The sequence below is a fragment of the Faecalicoccus sp. LCP19S3_E2 genome (genome assembly GCF_052121255.1).
GTDB lineage: Bacteria > Bacillota_I > Bacilli_A > Erysipelotrichales > Erysipelotrichaceae > Faecalicoccus.
Genome location: NZ_JBQKEP010000001.1, coordinates 48,553 through 68,369 on the forward strand (window position 1 = coordinate 48,553; position 19,817 = coordinate 68,369).

Sequence of the window (19,817 nt, forward strand, 5' to 3'; positions counted from 1 at the left end):
CTATTATAACTATCTGTCGTTCGATTTTCAAATTCTTTCGCTTTTCAAACGCCCTATTTATCGCTTGTTACGTCACTTGTCCACATATATCCCACCATGGGAACCGTCAAAATGAGCGTTTTATTTTGAATGGCCTTACGAATCCGACGTATATGCACAGAAAGCGCATTGTCCTGCATCACTCGATTTTTTCGTATCTCCAATAAATCGATCAATATATCTCTGGATAATACCTGATGCGGATGTTTTAAAAAATGCACCAGCAGATCAAAATCCGAGGGATTAAGCTTGACCATTTTATCCGCTACATAAACTCTATGCGTAAAAAGATCTACAGTAATATTTTGCGAGCAGTAATATCGATGCCTGACCAGTGTTTTGGTTTCGATCCAGAAGCCATGAAGTCCATACATCTTCTTATTTTGAAGAAAGCAGGCATTTTGCCGGGTGATGGTGCCTGGAATACAAATCGTATTGGAATGGATACGAGTTTGTTTGGGCACTTCATGATATAGACACCATTCATTCCAAACATCATCTTCTACGTCTAAACAGATTTGAATTGTATCAGTTTTCATAATAACCTCCGCCTTCAGATAAACAGATTTTTATTGTGTTGACAAGAAAAGCGGTACAAGAGGACAAAAATCTGCACAACATGATCTTTTCGGCATGAAAAAAGTCATCCCAATAGGCTTGAGATGACTGTTTTACTCTTGTTTATCTGCGCTTGGAAAGATAAAGACCTGCTCTCCATCCTGGGTCACATGATAGCGTCCCATGGCAAAATAGCGGGCATAATCCGGATTGCTTAGATTCTGATATGTCTTCTCCAAATCTTTCTTTTCATTCTCCAAATCCGCAATCTGATCTTTATTCTCCTGTATGTTTAACCGAAGTTGTGCCGTTGTCTGTAGATCTTGTATGCCACTCCATGTCAAATAGATGGTTCCCCCTAACAAGAACGCACAAAGAACAGCTTTTCGCATAGCCTTTCCTTTTGAGATCGGCACTTTTTTGACTTGTCTTTCGGTTCGTTTGACTTTATATGCTCTTTTCATATGAATCCCCTTACTATTATATCATTTTTTATGTGGTTTTACACATAATGACAATATCGCAATATCACTGGGGTTGATACCGGAAATTCTGGAAGCCTGCCCTAACGTAGAAGGACGAATCTGATCCAGCTTTTGTCGGGCTTCCAAGCGCAAATTATCCATATGCAGATAATCTAAACCCTCTGGAAGCTTCTTTTGATCCATCGCCTGTAAATGACGTGCATCGCGTTTTGCCTTTTCAATATACCCCGCATATTTCACTTCAATCTCGATCTGTCTGGCAACAGAAGCATCAATATCCTGTTCAATCCAGGACTGCAGGCCTTTGATCGTTACCTGTGGACGTTTTAACAGCTCCAAAGCACTGCATCCATGCTGTAAAGGATCAAAGCCTAAAGAAGATAAATACGCATTGATGGATTCCGTCGGTTTGATATGCACTTCCTGTAACAATTCTTTCGTTTTTTGAATCGTCTCCATCTTTTTTTGAAACTTCTCATAGCGCTCTTTGGATACAACACCTAACTGGTATCCCTTTTCCAACAAGCGCTGATCGGCATTATCGTGTCGCAACAACAGACGATATTCGGCTCTGGAAGTCAACAGACGATAGGGTTCTTTGGTTCCTTTGGTACAAAGATCATCGATCATAACACCGATATAAGCTTCATCTCTGCGTAAGACAAACGGCTCTTTACCATCAATTTTTAAAACCGCATTGATTCCAGCCATCAGACCTTGTCCGGCTGCTTCTTCATAACCGCTGGTACCATTGACCTGCCCGGCCGTAAATAAATTTTCAATGACCTTGTTTTCCATACTTGGTTTCATCTGTAAAGGGTCGATTGCATCGTATTCGATCGCATAAGCGTATTTTACAATCTTTGCGTTTTCCAGACCCGGCAGAGAATGAACCATTTGTTCCTGCACATCAATAGGCATAGAAGTGGAAAAACCCTGTAAATAAATGGTTTCCAGGCTTTTGGATTCCGGCTCCAGAAACAGCTGATGTCTTTCCTTATCCGCAAAGCGTACCAGCTTGTCTTCTATGCTGGGGCAGTAACGAGGGCCTACGCCTTTGACAAGACCGGAATACATCGCCGAATCTTGTAAGTGCTCACGAATGATTTCATGTGTTTTTGGTGTTGTATAGATCAAATGACAAATTTCCTGTCTGTCAAAAGGTAAAACATCTCCTGGTTTCGTGGTCTCACTAAAACTGAAAAACTCCGGTGTACCGGGTTGTTTTTCGGCTTTGGAAAAATCAATACTGTCACGTAAGATACGTGGCGGCGTTCCGGTTTTTAAGCGAAACAGACGGACTCCATGTTCCTGCAGACCGGCCGACAATGATTGAATCGTAGGTTGATTTTCCGGCCCGGATACCGTTGCGGTATGACCGCGAAGGATCGTTGATGTCATATAGGTTCCCGTTGTCAAAATAACGGCTTTGGCAAAAACATCGCCCCGTGCCTTTAAATGCACTCCGGTTACACGCTGGTTTTCAATCAACAAATTCGTACAGGCATCTTCGATCACCGTTAGACCTTTGGTATTCTGTAAAATTGAAGCCATCTGTTTTTTATATTCTTCTTTATCACTTTGTACGCGCAAAGACCAAACACCCGGACCTTTGGTCGTATTTAACATTTTAAACTGTAAAGCGGTCTGATCGGCAACGATGGGCATTAAACCACCTAAAGCATCGATTTCTCTTACAACAATGCCCTTGGCCGGACCACCAACGCTTGGATTACAGGGCATAGAGCCTGCCATTTGAATATCCAAGGTCACCAATGCCACTTTTTTATGCATTCGACAAGCTGCCATGGCCGCTTCAATACCGGCATGCCCAGCTCCTATTACAATGATATCGTACATTGACTATGCCCCTTTTCTACGTGGTAAATGAATACGAATGTGAAAAACAGCCTGCGGCAGATGCATAAAGCAGGCAACCGCTACACCAGCTCCCAATGTCAAAAGACCATTAAAGGCCATCTTGATAAAGGCAATCCATTTTGAGCCATCGACTCCATTAAGGCCAATCCAGTTTAAAAGCGTACAAACGATAAACATCGATGCGATCACCAACAAAAGTCGAGATACGATCTGTAATGTTTTATGAAAGCGAATCCGATACACAGAACGCACTTCTTTTAAGTTAAACAAGATCAAATACCCATCGCCGACAATGGATGTCAATACACTGCCCGCAAAGCCAAAAATTGCGGTTAGAGGTACCATTAAAACACCTTTGATAATGGTTGAGATCATCATCCGTCGTAAGGATGTTCGCTTTAAACCTAATGCCATCATCAGATTGGTCGTTACCGGAGAAATCGTCCCCAAAAAGCCTTCGATGGAAAGCCAGGCCAGAACATAAGAACTCATATCCAAGTTTCCGGTATAGAATAAAGTATAGTTGATCGGCCCTGCATATAAAAAGATACAGAAGGATACAGGAATACCGATAGTCAAAACGACATTTATACAATCCACGACATTTTTTCTTGTCTTGGCCCAGTCTTTTCGTGTCAAAGCCTCCGTGATATGCGGAATGATGGCCGCCGTAAAACCAGGTGCCAAAATCATCGGAATGGCCGTGATCTTTACCCCGACATAATTGGTTGCCGAAATGATGGTTGAAATCGTAGCTTCATCATACTGGTGCAGATGAAGACCGGTCGGCAATAAAATCGCATTAAAGATTTGTTGAGAATAACCAAAAATTGCCGAGATCATATAAGGAATGGCCAAAATAAACATTTCTTTGGCAATTTTACTCTGTGAAATTCCTATCTTTTTTTGTTCCTGACTTTCTAAAACAATCTCCTGTTTCTTGCGTTTGTCGAAAGCCAAAAACTGTGCGATGGCCGCAATGGCTGCCACGGATGTCGATAAAACAGAAACATACAATGCCCATTTTCGCTCCAAGCCTAAAGCATAGACAAATAAGCATGAAATCGATAATAAAAAGCCGACACGGAACAATTGTTCAAAAGCCTGCGAAAACGCATATTGTTCCATCTCTTTACGTCCCTGATAAAAGCCACGTAAAGCGGATAAAACAGGCACAAAGAAGATGGCCAGTGATAAGATTTGTAAAGAGCGTGCCATAATATCGCTGCTTTGGGCTACCATTAAAGGAGCCAGTACACCGGATAATCCAAACATTAAAAGCATTCCCGCAAAGCCCATCAATGCCAGCGCCACAAAAGCAATCTTGCGAATCAATAAAACCGTATGTGCATCTTTTAGTACCGTATAACGGGCTACCAATGTCGCAATCGCAAAAGGAAAGCCTGCCGTAAATACGCTTAGCACATAGGAATAAATATTATAAGCCTGACCGTAAATGCCCATATAGACATCCGATCCTAAAATGCTGGAAAAGGGAATGGCATAGACGATCCCAATCAGTTTGGCAATAAACATACCGCCGGTGCCTACCAAACCACTGAGTATGATCGACTTTTTGATCTTTGATGATTCCTGCATTCCATGCACCTCCATCCCAATTAGAATTCATTATATCATACGCTTGAAAAATACAAGCTTTTTTTTCTCTTTTGCACTATACTAAAATTATGAAAACAACTATCTGTACGGCTGCACAGGCTCGCCTGGCCGATAAGACAGCCATTCACGAACATAAGATTCCTTCCTTGATCCTGATGGAACATGCGGCCTTAGGCTGCACAAAGATCATTCAAAACCATCTGCAGCCCGGTGATCAAGTTCTTATACTATGTGGTCCGGGAAATAACGGCGGTGATGGTCTAGCCATTGCCCGTTTACTGCATCGACCTTGTATCGTCTATGCCCCTAAAGTTTCATCCATGTCAAATGATGAAAGAATCCAGTGGGCTATGCTGGAAAAGAATGAACAGGTGCACTTTTCATCTTTCAAAGAAACTTTATCTTTGCTTCAAAGCGTTGATGTTATAATTGATGCCCTGTTTGGAAACGGCCTTTCCCGAGATATTGAAGGTGACTATAAAACCTTGACGGAGGCGGTCAATGCCTCTGATGCGTATGTGATCTCCATCGATATCAACAGTGGACTGGATGCGACATCCGGAAAGATCTTGAATGCCTACATAATCAGTGATTTGACCATCTGTTTAGACTGTATCAAGACCGGACAGTTGATCAACGAAGGTAAAAAAGTCTGTTCCAAGCTGGAATGTATTCCCATCGGAATTCCACAAACTATACATAGAGATGCAAAAACCGCCATCCTGTTAGATCCGATGGAGGCCAAACACCTTCTTCCCCAACGTCCTGATGACGGACATAAAGGCACCTTCGGCAAAGCCTTGATGATCGGCGGTTCTTATTCCATGCATGGTGCCATCACCATGGCTGCCAGAGCCTGTTATCAAAGCGGGATTGGAACGCTGACCTGCTTTGTTCCGGATTGTATTCATGACATTCTGGCTCAGAAAATGGAATTTACGATGTTGAAAAGCGGAGAAGATAAAAACGGTTATTTTTCAAATACAGCCATTGAAGCCTTGGCAAAAGAAACCGGAAAATACGATATCGTGACGATCGGCAATGGTATGGGGCAGCAGGAAAGCACCAAAAAACTGGTACAAAAGGCATTACAGCTTTCCACCTGCACTCTTTTCGATGCCGATGCCTGTTGGGGTATTCGTGAACACCCTGAACTTTTACGGCAGGACTTTTCGATCATCCTGACACCACATATCAAAGAGATGACTTATCTTTGTCATCGAAGCTTATCTGAGATCCTGCAGGATCCCTTTGGAACCGTGCAGGAATTTTGTGCCAGCTATCCTAACTGTACGCTGGTCTTAAAATCCGATATCACATTGATCGGACATAAAGATCAAATATATGTACTGCATCAGCCAAACTCCGCCCTGGCAAAAGGAGGAAGCGGCGATATATTATGCGGTATCATTGCCGGACTCTATGGCCAATGCCGCAACGCCTTTCAGGCAGCTGCCGTCGGTACGTATATTCACAGTTGTTGTGCCAAACAGAAAAAAGATCCTGCCTGCTTTATGCCGGAGGATCTGATTCATCAAATTCCTAATGTATTTCAATCTTTACGGGAAGGTTAAGCTTCCCTTTTTTTATTGTAGTTTGTAGACCACATACGAATTATAATGCAAGGAGGCTCTTTTTTCATGATTTCTTCGCTTAAGTCTAGGCGGACCCCTAAACTATCTAAATGCTATACGATTTATAGTTTTATTTAACACATATATTAAACTCATTTTACTAAATATTTCGTGGAAAGTATTTAACATTTAATTAGTACCTAAATTACACCTTATAAGGTATCTTATATGTATCTAACATTTCTTTAATTACTTCAACCACATCGTCCTCGGGCATCCGTACAGGTCTACGTGTAATACCAGCACGAATTCCCATCATGTTCAAAGTCTTTTTCATGACTGCTGGAGCCACACATTTCTTTAAGGCCATACGTAGTGTATCCATTAAATCTCTTTGATATTGGGCGCGTTCTAAATCCCCTTTTAAGAAATCGTTATACAATTCTATTTCGATTTCAGGAATTACATTCGATGTAGCTGCCACACTTCCAACAGCACCAGCTTTAAAGGATTTAAGCATTAGAGAATCTGAACCATTCAGAACAATAAAGTCTTTCTTTTTTGAAATCTCAATATACGCTAATTGTGTATCAAAATCTCCTCCACTATCTTTGATTCCAATAATATTTTTAACATCTGCTAAGTGAAGTGCTGTTTCTGGTTCAATTTTACATCCAGTTTGTCCCGGAATATTATAAAGTAAGAAAGGAATATCTATACTCTCAGCAATTGTTTTAAAATGTTCATATAGATCTTCCTGATTTGGTACTAAATAATATGGTGTAACCAACGATAACGCATCGGCTCCAGCTTCAACAAGTCTTTTGCTCAATTCAATAGAGTGTTGTGTGCCGCAACATCCTGCACCTGCAATTACAGGAACTCTTCCCTTTGCAGTTTCAACAACTGCCTTTGTTAATTCAACCTTCTCATCATCTGACAAGAGATGGAATTCTCCATTTGTACCTGCAATAAATAATCCATTAACACCTTTTTGAATCAGCCATTCCGCCATTTTTTTAGCAGAATCAGTGTCTAAACTTTCATCTTCATTAAACGGTGTAACCATCGCTGTAATTATTCCTTTGATTTCCATATCTATTCCTCCAAATTATCAATAATATTCTGTACTGCTATTTTCATTGTGTTTTGATCTGCTTCCAATGTGAAACTAGCTGCATGTGGCGTGATATTGTATCGTTCCATTTGCTTTAACTCTTCTGGTCGTTCCTTTAATTCGACATCTTCTGATACAAAAGAAAGTTTATCTGTCTGTAAAGCTTTGAATAATGCTAGAGAATCGATTAATCCTCCACGAGCTGTATTAATGACAATAGCTCCCTCTCTCATCTTAGAAATGGCTAATTCATCGATAATGTACTTTGTGGATTCAAGCAGAGGAAGATGCAATGAAATAACATCTGATTGTTTTAATAGTTCTTCAAACGTATCCATTCTGACATAGTCTTCTACTTGATCCTGCGTAACATATGGATCATAGCCTATGATGTTCATCTCAAAAGCATGAGCAAATTGAGCAACATTCTTTCCAATGGCTCCTAACCCTAAAATTCCTAGTGTCTTTCCTTTTGCTTCTCGTCCCATCAATCGCTTTTCAATTCCTGATTTGGAATTATGACACAAAGAATTATATTGACGTAAACTTGTTAAAATCATCATCATTGCAGATTCTGCCACTGAAACTGAATTAGCACCTAAGGCTTTGCAAACCTTTATTCCTTTTTCATTTGCATATGTCAAATCAATATTATCTAAGCCGACACCATACTTAGAGATCACCTTCAAATTCTTAGCCTGAGATAATAGTTCTTTATCTAAAGGATCATTCCCTGTTAAAATGGCATCTGCATTAGCCACCAAATCCATCAACTGTTCTTTGCTATATCGTTTTCCAGTATCATTTACTATGACTTTATATCCTAGCTGCTCGAGCTTTTCAATTTGCTCAGACCCTTTCTCATGAAAGGGCCTAGGTGTAATTAATATCGTTCTCATTTATAGTACACCAAAGAAAGATAATGCTAATGAGGCAATTACAATCGCTAATAAAATTCTTAAATAATGTGGTCCAAATTTCTTAATATAGAAATAAACCGCAAATACCACTAAAATTGGAATAATACATGGGATAATACCATCTAATGTTTCTTGGATGTTGATAGAGTTGCCACCACCTGTTGTAATTACTAAAGGCGTTGTGATCTTAACATAAGTAGCAGATAAAGCACCCATCATAAATAGACCAAACATTCCAAATCCATCAATAATTTTATGAATTTTACCAGATTGAAGAATATTCATAATAGAGTTTTTACCTTTTTCATATCCAGCTTGCGATAAAATATTACTACAGATAAACATGTATAATACTTGATAAATCAAAGGTATTAACGCTGCAATCACTGAACCATTCATCACAAACGGAACGCAGATACCAATTACAATAGGTCTTAAAGTACCAAAATCTAAAGAATCACCAATCCCAGCAATCGGCCCCATCAAACCCGCTTTTAAACCTGTAATCAACTCGGTACTACTCTTTTTAGTTTCTTCATCTGTGGTCGTTGCAACTTGCTCTTCTAACGCAATCGTAATACCATTTACCACTGCTCCCCAGTTAGCTTCTGTATTATACATAGTTAAGTGCCTTTGAAGAGCAGCTGATAAATCCTTTTTATCAGGATATAATTTTTTTAGTATTCCTGTTAAAGAGTTGCAAAATGCTAAAGCCTGAAGACGTTCAAAGTTTAGAGATGTTTCTGCAAACGCATGCCACAAGATAAATGAGTTACGCACATCTTTTTTTGTAATTAATCCTGTCTGTTGTGCATTTTTATTTTCTGCCATTATTCTAAACCTCCACTTTCTTCTACTATTTCAGTTTGCCCTGAATTGTCCTTTTTCAGTTGCATGAACATTAATACTAAACATGCACCAAAAATAGATACACCAATTGTACTGATTCCTGAATATGCTACTAAGAAGAAGCCGGCAACAAATAATGGAATGTATTGTTTCTTACCAATGACAATCATCGTAATTGCAAATCCTAATGCTGGTAGAATATTTCCTGCCACTGATAATCCATTAGTTGCCCATGCCGGTAACATATCAACAAATGCCTGAATGGCTTCTGGGCCGAACAAACAAGCTACAAATACCGGAATAAAACGCATCGGGAAAGCTAATAAAATAGGATAGACAGTTGCACACAATTGAACTCCTCGCACATTCCCATCTGCTGCATAACGATCAGCCATATGCACAAAACCAGAATTCAAAGTCTTTCGAACATTTTCCAACACTACCCCTAACAATCCCAATGGAATAGCCAAAGAAATTGCAACAGTTGGATCAATATTAGCAGTAATTGCAATAGGAATAGCAATACAAGAAGCTAAACCTTCGTCGGCAGGAGGATTGCCACCAGGTGCGATAGAACCAATGTAAATCATTTGTAATGTTGCTCCAACTTCCAACGCAGTTTTCATGTCACCAAACAATAGTCCAATAAATGGTGCTATTGACAATGGCATACGCATAATTGAAAAACCGTACCAGATTTTTGCTTGTGAAATCCAATACAACAAAGCAATAATTAACGCTTGTAAAATAGTCATCTTTTCTCTCCTCTTTTCTATATTCTTATTTTTGCAAGCAATCTATCTAGTATAAATCTGTCACCTCCCACTATTTATTATGATTTACAGGATTCCTACTAATTAACTTGATTTACCGAATACCCTGCTAAAAAACCAGTTATATTTTTAATCGTACAATTCATTATTCGTTGTCTTGCTTCATAGGATCCCCATGACATGTGTGGTGTTATAAAACAATTTTTAGCGTGTAACAATGGATTATTTTTTTGAATTGGTTCTAAAGAAACAACATCTAATCCAGCTGCTCTAATGGTTCCTTTATTCAAAGCTTCAGCCAATGCTATTTCATCAATCAAAGACCCTCTGGAATTATTAATTAAAATCGCAGTACTTTTCATAGATTTCAGTCTAGTTTCATTGATTAGATGATATGTCTCTGAATTTAATGAACAATGCAGTACAATAACATCAGATCTTTTGCAAAGTTCATCCAGGCAAACATACTCCGTATCCTCTTTAGCAAAATATTTATCATTTGCAATTACATGCATTCCCAGGGCCCTAGCTATTTCTCCTGTTCTTTGTCCAATTCGCCCATAGCCTATAATACCCATAGTCTTTTGATAAAGCTCAATTAGAGGTCTGTCCCAAAAGCACCACTCTTTGTTTTCAGTCCATTTACCCTGAAATATCTCTTGGCTATGATATCCTACCTGGCAACATATCTCTAATAACAAAGCGATGGCAAATTGTGAAACTGAGTAAGTGCCATAGCTAGGAACATTGCAAACTACGATTCCTCTTTGATTGGCTGTATCAACATCTATAATGTCATATCCTGTAGCAAGAACAGAAATTAGTTTCAATTGATTACAACTATTTATAATCTCTTTGGTTAACGGTGTTTTATTTGTCAAAATAATGTCTGCATTCTTAACTCGTTGAAGTATTTCATTTTCCGAAGTTCGATCATAAATTTTAGTATCTCCTAATCTTTTAAGTGAGGACCAATCAAGATCCCCTGGATTTAACGCATATCCGTCCAAGACTACAATTTTCATTGTTTTTGACCTATTTTCTTTAATAAATCATGACCTTGCTCTGTCCAATAAACTCGTTCTATTCGAAGTTCAGATCCTAGTGCAAAATGCGTGACACCCATTTCAAGATATCGGTCTGCTTCCTCTGAAGAATTTAATTCCACTCTAGGACTAACGCCGTATTTCAATGCAGTTTGAATCACCTTTTCCTCTGCTACTCTTACTTTTTCTACTTCTTCTTTTGCATTAAATCCGCTATTCAAGGAAAAATCAGCGGGACCAAATTGAATAAAATCGACGCCTGGAATTTGACAGATTTCTTCAATGTTTTTGACTGCATCTACTTTTTCAATCATAAAGCCCATTACACACTTTTGAACTTCACTTGCATATGTCATTTGATTCGAAAAATGTTCATTTTTGTAAAATCTACGATTCACAAATCCAAGTCTTCCCTGTATTTGAGGAGTGGCAGGTTTTACATTTTTTAGTGTATCCTCCACTTCTTGTGCTGTGGTATGATCGGTAAATAATATTCCCTGAAATCCTGATGCAAGTGCCTTTTGAGCAACATATGCCCTATTCGCATAGTCAACTTTGATAATGCAAGACATATCATGCAATTCACAAACCCTAGCAATATTTTCTAAATCAAATTGTGAATAAGGTGCATATTCTCCTAGAAATTCGACATAATCATATAATCCAGTAGCACCTGCTACTTCTGCAATCATTGGCCATGTACTATTGATTCTAGTAGCTATAATCGGTTGCTTATTGGTCAATTTCTCTCTAAAACGATTTTTCATCTACATCCCCTCTAATGTATTTTCTTTAAAATTTCATCTAACTCTTCAACTTCTTCACCAGGAATAGTTTGAAAAAAAACTCGAGTTCCACCATCTTGAATAACTTTTAATTTTTCACCATCCTCTTTGTCCATAGAGATTCCTACATGGACCACTTTTCGAGTAGCTGTATTTTCTAATCCACCTATTTGTAATTCAGACAACTTCAAGCCAGCATCAATTGCCTCCTTAGCCATATTAACTGACTTAAATAAAATAAATATTTTCCCTCTTACTGTTTTGTTTGGCGTCCATAGATTTGCTGCTTGTTTAACAGAGACAATATCCACCTGGACACCTGTTGGAGCAGCCATTTTATAAACCTGTCCCAAAAATGTATCTTTTGATAAAGCATCATCAATTATAATGATTCGATTGGCTCCACATTGTTTTAGCCACTTTGTAATAACCTGCCCATGAATCAATCGATAATCAATACGAGCATGTACAATTTCTACTGCCATCTTAACCTCCTAAATTTGAATAATCATAAACTTTTACAGCTTCGTGCCCAGCTTTTAAAGCTACTTGTTGAAGTTCATCTAAAGAAATATCCGAATTTGCTTCTTTAACCATTAAAGTTTCCATCAACATGCCCAGGTTTAATCCACTTACACATTTTGCATTGAAAACACCTGTTAATGCCATTGCTACATTTGATGGTGTTCCTCCATATAAATCCACCATAAACAACGTAGTCTCTTGATTTTGAATAAACTCTTTAGCCTGATTCATTAAATCCTCCGTTGACATCCCTGGTAATAAAGAGAGAGTTTTTACTTTTACATTATCTCCGATAATCATCTTAGAACTTTCAACTAAAGCTTCTCCAGCATGTCCATGTGTCATTATGAGTATACTTACTGCCATATAATTCCCCTTTCTGTTAACTTAAGCTCACCTAAATTATATGAAAGCGTTTTCTTTTTTTATACGGACATATATTCCAAAAAAAAATGTCAACTTTTGTATAGATTGTACATAATGCACGAAAGTTGATATGAAAGGCTTGTTTTCCTATTTTATCTTGCTTATCATTAAATCATGATTAATAAAACAATTGCAAAAGAATATATAGATACACTTGGACAATTCCCTGATTATCAAATTAGTATTTATGATAACCATGCAAAAGAAATTTGCAGTACATCAAATACGAAGAAATATTTTTCCAACATCGAACTTGAAAATTTTCTGTATTCTCAAGAATCTGTATCAGAATGTAAAAAAGGAACTTTAAACTGTGTATTAGTTAGAATTTATGAGGACAATATCACTTCATGTTTTATTTCGATTGCCGGAGTTGATAATAATTTACTCCCTATCGCGACTGCTTTAAAAATGAGCCTTGAAATTCGTTTAAAATATGATCAGATTCAATCTGAAGAAAAAGAAACTCTTACCATTAACGAACAACTCATAAAAGAACTTGTCTCTGATTCGATACAAGTATCCAAGATTTTTGAATTATGTGAACAAAGTAATCATTCTATGGAAATTGAGAGAAAAATGATAATGCTCATCCCAGATGACTTATCTTCAATTGATGTTTTAGCAAATATGAATCTCTATTATGATTCAAAGGAAGATATTGTCGGAAGATTAGGGCAGCAATTGATTGTTCTAAAAGACATGACTCGTGCCACAGGAAGTGAAAAAGACTATATTAAAGTTTACCTTGATTTTCTAATCAAGAATACATCTTTTAGAGGAAAAGCATTAGTAGCTTACACATCAAAGACATATGATAAAGTGAAGTTTGCTTATCAGAGTTTAACATGGCTTAAAAAATATGCAAGTACACATAATCCAAGTGCACTGACTTTATTTTTTAACGATTATATAGATATTTATTGCATTGCAGCTATACCGTTTGACATTCTTCAAAATCTTTTTTCTTCTTATACTTTTGATAAAGAAACCGCCAAAGAATTTATTGTGACTACAGATGCACTTATACGCAACAACTATAATATTGTTCGGTCTAGCAAAGAACTTTTCGTACATAAAAATACATTGATGTATAGGCTTACAAAAATTAAAAATGAATTCGATATAGATCCTGTTAATTCTAAATCAGATCGTAGTTTCATTAAAATATACAATTATTATCTTAAACAACGAATAGAAGGAAAAGGAGGTTCAACTGATGAAAGAAATTAAATTAATTCGAGTTGATGATCGCTTAATACATGCTCAAATCATTATATTTTGGATTAAGAAGATCAACATCAATACTATTTATATCATTGATGATAATTTAGCAAAAAATGAATTTCTTTGTCAGATATATCGTTTAACTACACCTCCTCACGTACGCATAAAAATTTTTACCGTTAAACAGGCGTCAGAATACATCAACAAAAAAAGTAATATACCCTCAACTGCAAGAATATTAATATTAATAAAAACACTAAAAGCTGTCGTTTCTTTACACAAAATAAATTTTCCAATCGACAATATTCAAATTGGAGGAAACCTTTTAGAAAGTGGATTAAGTAAAAAACAGATTATTAATCAATTATTCAGTCGTTTTTCAGAGGAAATATCCTATCTTTTAGAGAACTCTATTTATATTTATTGTCAAAACACAACAGATGGAGAAAAAATCACAATTACCAGGGAACAGATTAAATCATTAAAATAAGAACAGCAGGATTTTCAGACCTTATAAAGAGGTTGTTGTGGATATCAATATCACTCGACATGGAAAAGCAGAATGGAACAAGACGTTACGACACTTACCCACATGGGAATACCTCTGGATAAGAATCTTATAAAATTATAAGAAAGAGGATGTTTCCTGCTATCAAGAATATGTAAAGGATTACACAAATGACATTCTTGTTGTATCCCATGGCTCCGCCATTGAAGCATTAATCAAAGAGCTAAAAACTTCATTGATAAATGAATTTCTAAAGATAGAAAATCTACCTCTTACTATCATTGATAGTACAAATCTAAATCAGGTTGCATCATTCACATACATACCGGATGATAAAATGACAGATACCGCTTTAAGAAGACTTTCCAACGATCCTCTGGAATCATTTAATAATATTCCCTTATCCCTGCGCTCACAGTCACACGGGATCCATAGCTGGAATCGGTGATTCAGAGGACGTAAAGACGTTTATATTCTGGACACCGAATTTAAAATGTACAGAGCCTTCAAAAAAGGAAACTCCATTTATCTTCGATGTATCGATCTGGAAGCATTTCCAGATCTGAATGAATGCATGACTAAGCAGTTGATCGAGAACGGGTTTATCCTGATTGCTCCTGAAGATTTCTAATACTCTTTATTTCAAATTTATCATCAATGTCTGGACATTAAAAACCTCTGGATTGTATATTATCCAGAGGTTTCAAAGTTCACAGACACCGGTTAAGCACACCAACTAACTTTGGATAACTCACAGACCCCAGTTAAGGACCCAACTAGTTTGGTAATACCCCGTTAAAGTTTGGAGATCCTTTTTTTATCTTCTGCGATCAAAGCTTTCATCGCTTCCACAGCACAGGAAAACATCGGATGAAGGTCATGATCCTGTGGATTGGACAACCCTTGTTTTTCTCGTTCCTGATTGGCAATCGTCATAAACATCGCACCGGCACGAACATGTAATGCGGAAGAAACGATAAACAACGTACTGCTTTCCATCTCCGAACAGATCGTACCTAAAGCACAATACGCCTGCCAGTTTTCCACAAGGCGCTTTCCAACCGGTGACTTCAGCGGCTCATGCTGGCCATAAAAGCTGTCCTTACAATGCGCTACCCCAACATGAAAGGGTAAAGAGAGCCTTTGTGCACTTTGTACCTGGGCCTGTAAAACAGAAAAATCAGGTACAGCCGGAAACTCGATCGGTGCATATTCCCGACTACATCCTTCAGCTCTTATCGCACCACTGGCAATACATAGATCGCCGCCTTTGACATCTAAAACCATTCCGCCACAGGTGCCCAGACGTAAAAACGTATGTGCCTTGCATCGAACCAGTTCTTCTATGGCAATGGCCGTAGAAGGCCCACCGATTCCGGTGGAAACTACACTAACTTTTGTACCGTCTAAAAAGCCTGTATAAGTAACATATTCCCGATTTCTTTGTACAAAGTGGGCATTCTGTAAATACTTTGCCACCTCTTCTACCCGTCCGGGATCTCCGGTCAAAAAGACATAGCTTCCTATTTCTTCTTCATTGACACCGATATGATATTGCACACCGGCCCCTTGTGTATAATCGATCATAAATGCACCTACTGTATTTGGAATTGAAGATAATAAACATGAGGATGAAACATGATGGTATTAAAGCCATAGGCATCACAATCATCAAATTTTCCATCCCAGTCATTATTTAACGTTTGCCAAAGCACTTCTGCCTGCTCTTTTTCCAATTGTACGGTAGAATAGAACTCCATACAATGCATCAAAGAAGGCTGTTCTCTAGACGGTGAAAAAGAAATATCCGGACAATATGAACGAAGCTGTTCTTTAATTTCTTCCTCTATACCTGTATCTTCTGTATCTATGACCACATGCAGACGAACTAACATTGACCATCCTGCTCCAAAATATAGCGACAGAATTTTTTTAAGTTCTGATCATTTTCTAAAGTAATGACCTTACCCATACTCAAATTTAAAGCCGCAATGCGGATGTCACCATCCACAACGGACATATTTAAAGTCCCTGTCACATTTTCATAGAATATGTCATATAAATAGCTTGTTCTTTCTTCATTGGCCTTTTTCGACTGTTGTTCAAAGTGCAGGTCTTTCTTGTTCTTTAACATAACCCGAATAGCACCGGCACCGCTGGATGGAATTGATTTTGACATATTGACCTCCTAATGTTTTTCTGCTTCAAATGTAATTTGAATTCCTAAATTGGAATAGACCGAAGCATCGACATGCGCTACATCACATGTGATATGCGCCTGTGTTCCCTTTAACTGTTTTAGCTGCTCCATCGCCTTTTTGGCAAGTGGATTGGATTGAGCACTCAAGCTTAACGCAATCAAAATTTCATTGGTATGCAGTCTTGGATTGACACTGCCTAAGTATTTTGTCTTTAACTTCTGAATCGGACCAAATGCTTCCGGTTCAATCAACAAAGCTTCATCCTCAATACCGGCCAAATGCTTGATCGCATTCATCAATGCCGAAGAGCAGGCACCCATCAAATGCGTTGTCTTTCCGGTAACGATCGTACCATCTGCCAATTCCAGGGCCCCACTGAAAGAATGAGATTCCTTTTCTTTTTGACGAGCCGCCACAACACATTTTCGATCTTCTTCAGTGACGCCGGCCTGCTTCATGACCATTTCCTGTTTATGTACTTCTTCTTCCTTACATTGTTCACGAACAAATCGTGTTTTAGAATTAAAGTATCGGCGTATGATTTCTTGCTTGCTGGCATCCTGGCAGGCTTCATCATCACTGATGCAGAAACCGGCCATATTAACGCCCATATCTGTTGGCGATTTATAAGGACTTTCTCCGTAAATGGCTTCAAAGATATTGCGTAATACCGGGAAGATTTCAATATCACGGTTATAGTTGACCGTTACTTTATTATACGCTTCCAAATGAAATGGATCGATCATATTCACATCGTTTAAATCCGCTGTGGCTGCTTCATAAGCCAGGTTGACCGAATGTGTCAAAGGCAGATTCCAGATCGGGAAGGTTTCATATTTCGCATACCCGGCTTTAATACCATGTACGTGATCATGATACAACTGAGAAAGGCAGGTAGCCATTTTTCCTGAACCTGGTCCCGGTGCCGTTACAACGACCAAAGGGCGCTCTGTCTTGATGTAATCGTTTTTACCAAATCCATCTTTGGAAATGATCTTCTGTGTATTCGTCGGATAGCCATCGATATAGTAATGATAATAACAGTTGATCTTACGACGTTTCAGCTTTTGTTTAAAGCTGTCTGCCAGATCCTGACCGGTATATTGCGTAATGACAACACTGCCTACAAATAAGCCAACCTTGCGAAATTCTTTGATCAGACGAAGTACATCTTCCTGATAAGTAATTCCCAGATCCTGACGCACTTTATTTTGTTGGATATCTTTTGCCGAAATGACGATAACGATTTCCGCCTGATCTTTTAACTGCATCAGCATCTGAAGCTTGCTGTCTGGCTCAAAGCCCGGTAATACTCTGGAAGCATGATAATCATCAAATAACTTACCACCAAATTCCAAATACAACTTATCACCAAATTGTCCGATTCTTTCTTTTATATGCTCAGACTGCATTGCCAAATATTTCTGATTGTCAAATCCAATTTTCATCTTTTCACCTCAAATTTTCAATGTCTATTCTATCATATACAAGCCTTGAATGCACAAAGAAAAAGGTCGTACTTGACGACCTTATGCATTCTCTTCTGCCAGATTTGATATCATCTTTTCATCCATCATTGTTTCATGAAGACTGGCATCAATTTTATCGATTTCTTCAGCCAGATTGACCGCATGATCATTGATTCGATCATAATCGGTTAAGATTCTGGAGAAGGCAATTCCCAGTTCACTGGAAATGCTCTTGTCTTTTAAGCCCTGAATCTGAGCCGTTCTCCATTCTTGTGTGTTCTCATCGATCTGGTTGTTGTAGTCATCTGCCTTCTGCAGATTAAAGATATAATCATACATCTTAAATGTACGTTTTTTCATCTTACGTAGAATACGTTTTTCGTTTTCGCTCATCTGTTCTTTTGTCGTCACCAAAGCTTGACGATCCATATTGATCGCATAATCACTGATACGTTCAATATCAACTAACATCGTATAATATGCCGTCAGTGCTTTGGATGTTTCCATATTCAGATTGGTATTTCCAAAGGCATCAGAAATATATTTGGAAATGGCACTATTCAAGAAGTTAACAGCCGCTTCTCGTTTCTGAATCGATTTGGAACGATCTTCTTTATAGTTGATCAACTGATCAAAGGCATCCGATACATTGGTATAGGCAAGCTTCATCATACGCATTACTTCATCATTGACCTGCTGCACATTGATGGCCGATAAACCAATCAACTTATTGCTCTTTGGTAGTGGCTGCAGATAAATCAAACCTTCGGAATCCACAGACAGCTTTTCACTTGGAAGAACGTGCTGGGCAAAAGCTGCTAAATAAGTTCCAAATGGCAACAACAACAGGGTGGTGACCACATTAAACAACGTATGCATATTGGCAATCTGTTGAGCTGCATTATCCGGTGACCAGCCGGCCACAATCGAAGTGAGTGGTGTCAATAAACATACCGTAGTAAAGATGATTGTACCGATGATATTAAAACTCAAGTGAATAATCGTTGTCTGCTTGGCTTCTCGGCCTGTACCAATCGATGCCAATACAGCGGTGATACAAGTACCGATGTTTTGTCCAAACAATACAAAGACTGCACCATTTAGTCCAATCAAACCACTCCGGGCCAAAGCCTGTAAGATACCGACCGAAGCTGAAGAACTTTGAATGATGGCGGTAAATACCGCACCCACCAAAATACCGATGACCGGATTGGAGAAATTCGTAATCAGTGAAATAAAGGTTTCGGATTCACGTAATGGCTCCATTGCGGTGGACATCATATCCATACCAATAAACAGAATACCTAAACCGGCAATGATTGAACCAAAGTAATGAAACTTTGGATTCTTCAAGAAAACAATCAATACAACACCGGCAAAGGCAATCAGTGGTGCAATCTCACTGACATTCAGTGCCACCAGCTGTCCGGTGATGGTCGTACCGATATTGGCACCCATAATGATCCATACGGCCTGCTGCAAAGTCATCAAACGGGCATTTACAAATCCCACGACCATGACTGTCGTAGCACTGCTGGATTGAATGATGGCTGTGATCACAGCCCCCACGATAACGCCAAGTATACGATTGGATGTCAGCTTCTCCAAAATGGTCTTCAACCGGTCACCGGCTGCTTTTTCCAGACCATCGGACATCATCTGCATCCCATACAAAAACAGGGCCAGTCCTCCTAGTAACCCCAAAACCAAAGATATGTCCATAACTCTCTCCTCATCAACGTCTAAATTGATAAAATTGTATGATAGCGCAGTGCGCATATCCTCTTACATAATAAAAGGCAAAGCTATGGATT

General features: G+C 38.5%; 21 protein-coding genes. 4 read left to right on the forward strand and 17 right to left on the reverse strand.

What is annotated here, in order from left to right:
• Nucleotides 1-53: 53 nt before the first annotated feature.
• The 4 genes from ACTQX6_RS00295 to ACTQX6_RS00310 all read right to left on the reverse strand — a co-directional run bounded on the left by ACTQX6_RS00295 (nt 54) and on the right by ACTQX6_RS00310 (nt 4,562).
• Nucleotides 54-578, reverse strand: a complete 525-nt coding sequence (locus ACTQX6_RS00295; RefSeq protein WP_117446336.1) for a winged helix-turn-helix domain-containing protein — start codon at nt 576-578, stop codon at nt 54-56.
• Nucleotides 579-710: 132 nt separating this feature from the next.
• A complete protein-coding gene (locus ACTQX6_RS00300) occupies nt 711-1,061 on the reverse strand; it encodes an FtsB family cell division protein (RefSeq protein ID WP_229035580.1) in 351 nt (116 codons plus the stop codon).
• 21 nt (nt 1,062-1,082) lie between these two features.
• Complete coding sequence (gene mnmG, locus ACTQX6_RS00305; protein WP_294689084.1) at nt 1,083-2,942, reverse strand: tRNA uridine-5-carboxymethylaminomethyl(34) synthesis enzyme MnmG; 1,860 nt, start codon at nt 2,940-2,942, stop codon at nt 1,083-1,085.
• Between the two features lie 3 nt (nt 2,943-2,945).
• Nucleotides 2,946-4,562 carry an oligosaccharide flippase family protein gene (locus ACTQX6_RS00310; protein ID WP_294689085.1) on the reverse strand — a complete coding sequence of 539 codons (1,617 nt, stop codon included), beginning with the start codon at nt 4,560-4,562 and terminating at the stop codon, nt 2,946-2,948.
• Nucleotides 4,563-4,651: 89 nt separating this feature from the next.
• On the opposite strand from ACTQX6_RS00310, the gene ACTQX6_RS00315 reads away from it, so the two are divergent.
• Complete coding sequence (locus ACTQX6_RS00315) at nt 4,652-6,157, forward strand: NAD(P)H-hydrate dehydratase (protein WP_320863219.1); 1,506 nt, start codon at nt 4,652-4,654, stop codon at nt 6,155-6,157.
• Between the two features lie 205 nt (nt 6,158-6,362).
• Here ACTQX6_RS00315 and dapA read toward each other — a convergent pair whose 3' ends face one another.
• The 8 genes from dapA to ACTQX6_RS00355 form a co-directional block, all read right to left on the reverse strand.
• Nucleotides 6,363-7,253, reverse strand: a complete 891-nt coding sequence (gene dapA / locus ACTQX6_RS00320) for a 4-hydroxy-tetrahydrodipicolinate synthase (protein ID WP_294689089.1) — start codon at nt 7,251-7,253, stop codon at nt 6,363-6,365.
• Between the two features lie 2 nt (nt 7,254-7,255).
• Nucleotides 7,256-8,173, reverse strand: coding sequence for a phosphoglycerate dehydrogenase (locus tag ACTQX6_RS00325; RefSeq protein ID WP_294689091.1), 918 nt, complete (start codon nt 8,171-8,173; stop codon nt 7,256-7,258).
• Entirely contained in the window at nt 8,174-9,025 is an 852-nt protein-coding gene (locus ACTQX6_RS00330; RefSeq protein ID WP_294689093.1) for a PTS system mannose/fructose/sorbose family transporter subunit IID, read from the reverse strand.
• Entirely contained in the window at nt 9,025-9,798 is a 774-nt protein-coding gene (locus ACTQX6_RS00335) for a PTS mannose/fructose/sorbose/N-acetylgalactosamine transporter subunit IIC (protein ID WP_272006508.1), read from the reverse strand. The genes ACTQX6_RS00330 and ACTQX6_RS00335 overlap by 1 nt, the downstream gene beginning before the upstream one ends.
• Before the next feature lie 98 nt (nt 9,799-9,896).
• Nucleotides 9,897-10,841 carry a D-2-hydroxyacid dehydrogenase gene (locus tag ACTQX6_RS00340; RefSeq protein WP_294689096.1) on the reverse strand — a complete coding sequence of 315 codons (945 nt, stop codon included), beginning with the start codon at nt 10,839-10,841 and terminating at the stop codon, nt 9,897-9,899.
• On the reverse strand, nt 10,838-11,629 hold the full coding sequence (locus ACTQX6_RS00345) for an HpcH/HpaI aldolase family protein (protein WP_272006515.1): 792 nt from the start codon (nt 11,627-11,629) through the stop codon (nt 10,838-10,840). The genes ACTQX6_RS00340 and ACTQX6_RS00345 overlap by 4 nt, the downstream gene beginning before the upstream one ends.
• Nucleotides 11,630-11,640: 11 nt before the next feature.
• On the reverse strand, nt 11,641-12,132 hold the full coding sequence (locus ACTQX6_RS00350; RefSeq protein WP_294689097.1) for a PTS sugar transporter subunit IIB: 492 nt from the start codon (nt 12,130-12,132) through the stop codon (nt 11,641-11,643).
• A gap of 1 nt (nt 12,133) precedes the next feature.
• Complete coding sequence (locus tag ACTQX6_RS00355; RefSeq protein ID WP_272006521.1) at nt 12,134-12,538, reverse strand: PTS sugar transporter subunit IIA; 405 nt, start codon at nt 12,536-12,538, stop codon at nt 12,134-12,136.
• A gap of 174 nt (nt 12,539-12,712) precedes the next feature.
• On the opposite strand from ACTQX6_RS00355, the gene ACTQX6_RS00360 reads away from it, so the two are divergent.
• The 3 genes from ACTQX6_RS00360 to ACTQX6_RS00370 all read left to right on the forward strand — a co-directional run bounded on the left by ACTQX6_RS00360 (nt 12,713) and on the right by ACTQX6_RS00370 (nt 14,964).
• Nucleotides 12,713-13,831: a PucR family transcriptional regulator gene (locus tag ACTQX6_RS00360; protein WP_294689099.1), complete on the forward strand. Its 1,119-nt coding sequence runs from the start codon at nt 12,713-12,715 to the stop codon at nt 13,829-13,831.
• Nucleotides 13,818-14,315, forward strand: coding sequence for a PTS sugar transporter subunit IIB (locus ACTQX6_RS00365; RefSeq protein ID WP_272006527.1), 498 nt, complete (start codon nt 13,818-13,820; stop codon nt 14,313-14,315). Before ACTQX6_RS00360 ends, ACTQX6_RS00365 begins: the two co-directional genes overlap by 14 nt.
• Nucleotides 14,316-14,826: 511 nt before the next feature.
• Entirely contained in the window at nt 14,827-14,964 is a 138-nt protein-coding gene (locus ACTQX6_RS00370) for a hypothetical protein (RefSeq protein ID WP_441657694.1), read from the forward strand.
• Between the two features lie 164 nt (nt 14,965-15,128).
• Here the strand turns inward: ACTQX6_RS00370 and ACTQX6_RS00375 are convergent, their stop codons facing one another.
• The 5 genes from ACTQX6_RS00375 to ACTQX6_RS00395 all read right to left on the reverse strand — a co-directional run bounded on the left by ACTQX6_RS00375 (nt 15,129) and on the right by ACTQX6_RS00395 (nt 19,725).
• Nucleotides 15,129-15,920, reverse strand: a complete 792-nt coding sequence (locus tag ACTQX6_RS00375) for a nucleoside phosphorylase (protein ID WP_294689100.1) — start codon at nt 15,918-15,920, stop codon at nt 15,129-15,131.
• Between the two features lie 8 nt (nt 15,921-15,928).
• Entirely contained in the window at nt 15,929-16,228 is a 300-nt protein-coding gene (locus tag ACTQX6_RS00380; protein ID WP_320863220.1) for a hypothetical protein, read from the reverse strand.
• The gene (locus ACTQX6_RS00385; protein WP_117446342.1) at nt 16,222-16,512 is read right to left on the reverse strand and encodes a hypothetical protein; all 291 of its coding nucleotides are present in this window, start codon (nt 16,510-16,512) and stop codon (nt 16,222-16,224) included. Before ACTQX6_RS00385 ends, ACTQX6_RS00380 begins: the two co-directional genes overlap by 7 nt.
• 9 nt (nt 16,513-16,521) lie before the next feature.
• Nucleotides 16,522-17,982 (reverse strand): DUF1846 domain-containing protein, encoded by a 1,461-nt coding sequence (locus ACTQX6_RS00390; RefSeq protein ID WP_117446343.1) that lies wholly within the window; start codon nt 17,980-17,982, stop codon nt 16,522-16,524.
• Between the two features lie 81 nt (nt 17,983-18,063).
• A complete protein-coding gene (locus tag ACTQX6_RS00395; RefSeq protein WP_294689102.1) occupies nt 18,064-19,725 on the reverse strand; it encodes a Na/Pi cotransporter family protein in 1,662 nt (553 codons plus the stop codon).
• Nucleotides 19,726-19,817: the final 92 nt, after the last annotated feature.

Bases quoted from the DNA above. Each gene is read 5' to 3' on its own strand.
- ACTQX6_RS00295 (WP_117446336.1), bottom strand. From the start codon at position 578: ATGAAAACTGATACAATTCAAATCTGTTTAGACGTAGAAGATGATGTT.
- ACTQX6_RS00300 (WP_229035580.1), bottom strand. From the start codon at position 1,061: ATGAAAAGAGCATATAAAGTCAAACGAACCGAAAGACAAGTCAAAAAA.
- mnmG (WP_294689084.1), bottom strand. From the start codon at position 2,942: ATGTACGATATCATTGTAATAGGAGCTGGGCATGCCGGTATTGAAGCG.
- ACTQX6_RS00310 (WP_294689085.1), bottom strand. From the start codon at position 4,562: ATGCAGGAATCATCAAAGATCAAAAAGTCGATCATACTCAGTGGTTTG.
- ACTQX6_RS00315 (WP_320863219.1), top strand. From the start codon at position 4,652: ATGAAAACAACTATCTGTACGGCTGCACAGGCTCGCCTGGCCGATAAG.
- dapA (WP_294689089.1), bottom strand. From the start codon at position 7,253: ATGGAAATCAAAGGAATAATTACAGCGATGGTTACACCGTTTAATGAA.
- ACTQX6_RS00325 (WP_294689091.1), bottom strand. From the start codon at position 8,173: ATGAGAACGATATTAATTACACCTAGGCCCTTTCATGAGAAAGGGTCT.
- ACTQX6_RS00330 (WP_294689093.1), bottom strand. From the start codon at position 9,025: ATGGCAGAAAATAAAAATGCACAACAGACAGGATTAATTACAAAAAAA.
- ACTQX6_RS00335 (WP_272006508.1), bottom strand. From the start codon at position 9,798: ATGACTATTTTACAAGCGTTAATTATTGCTTTGTTGTATTGGATTTCA.
- ACTQX6_RS00340 (WP_294689096.1), bottom strand. From the start codon at position 10,841: ATGAAAATTGTAGTCTTGGACGGATATGCGTTAAATCCAGGGGATCTT.
- ACTQX6_RS00345 (WP_272006515.1), bottom strand. From the start codon at position 11,629: ATGAAAAATCGTTTTAGAGAGAAATTGACCAATAAGCAACCGATTATA.
- ACTQX6_RS00350 (WP_294689097.1), bottom strand. From the start codon at position 12,132: ATGGCAGTAGAAATTGTACATGCTCGTATTGATTATCGATTGATTCAT.
- ACTQX6_RS00355 (WP_272006521.1), bottom strand. From the start codon at position 12,538: ATGGCAGTAAGTATACTCATAATGACACATGGACATGCTGGAGAAGCT.
- ACTQX6_RS00360 (WP_294689099.1), top strand. From the start codon at position 12,713: ATGATTAATAAAACAATTGCAAAAGAATATATAGATACACTTGGACAA.
- ACTQX6_RS00365 (WP_272006527.1), top strand. From the start codon at position 13,818: ATGAAAGAAATTAAATTAATTCGAGTTGATGATCGCTTAATACATGCT.
- ACTQX6_RS00370 (WP_441657694.1), top strand. From the start codon at position 14,827: ATGTACAGAGCCTTCAAAAAAGGAAACTCCATTTATCTTCGATGTATC.
- ACTQX6_RS00375 (WP_294689100.1), bottom strand. From the start codon at position 15,920: ATGATCGATTATACACAAGGGGCCGGTGTGCAATATCATATCGGTGTC.
- ACTQX6_RS00380 (WP_320863220.1), bottom strand. From the start codon at position 16,228: ATGTTAGTTCGTCTGCATGTGGTCATAGATACAGAAGATACAGGTATA.
- ACTQX6_RS00385 (WP_117446342.1), bottom strand. From the start codon at position 16,512: ATGTCAAAATCAATTCCATCCAGCGGTGCCGGTGCTATTCGGGTTATG.
- ACTQX6_RS00390 (WP_117446343.1), bottom strand. From the start codon at position 17,982: ATGAAAATTGGATTTGACAATCAGAAATATTTGGCAATGCAGTCTGAG.
- ACTQX6_RS00395 (WP_294689102.1), bottom strand. From the start codon at position 19,725: ATGGACATATCTTTGGTTTTGGGGTTACTAGGAGGACTGGCCCTGTTT.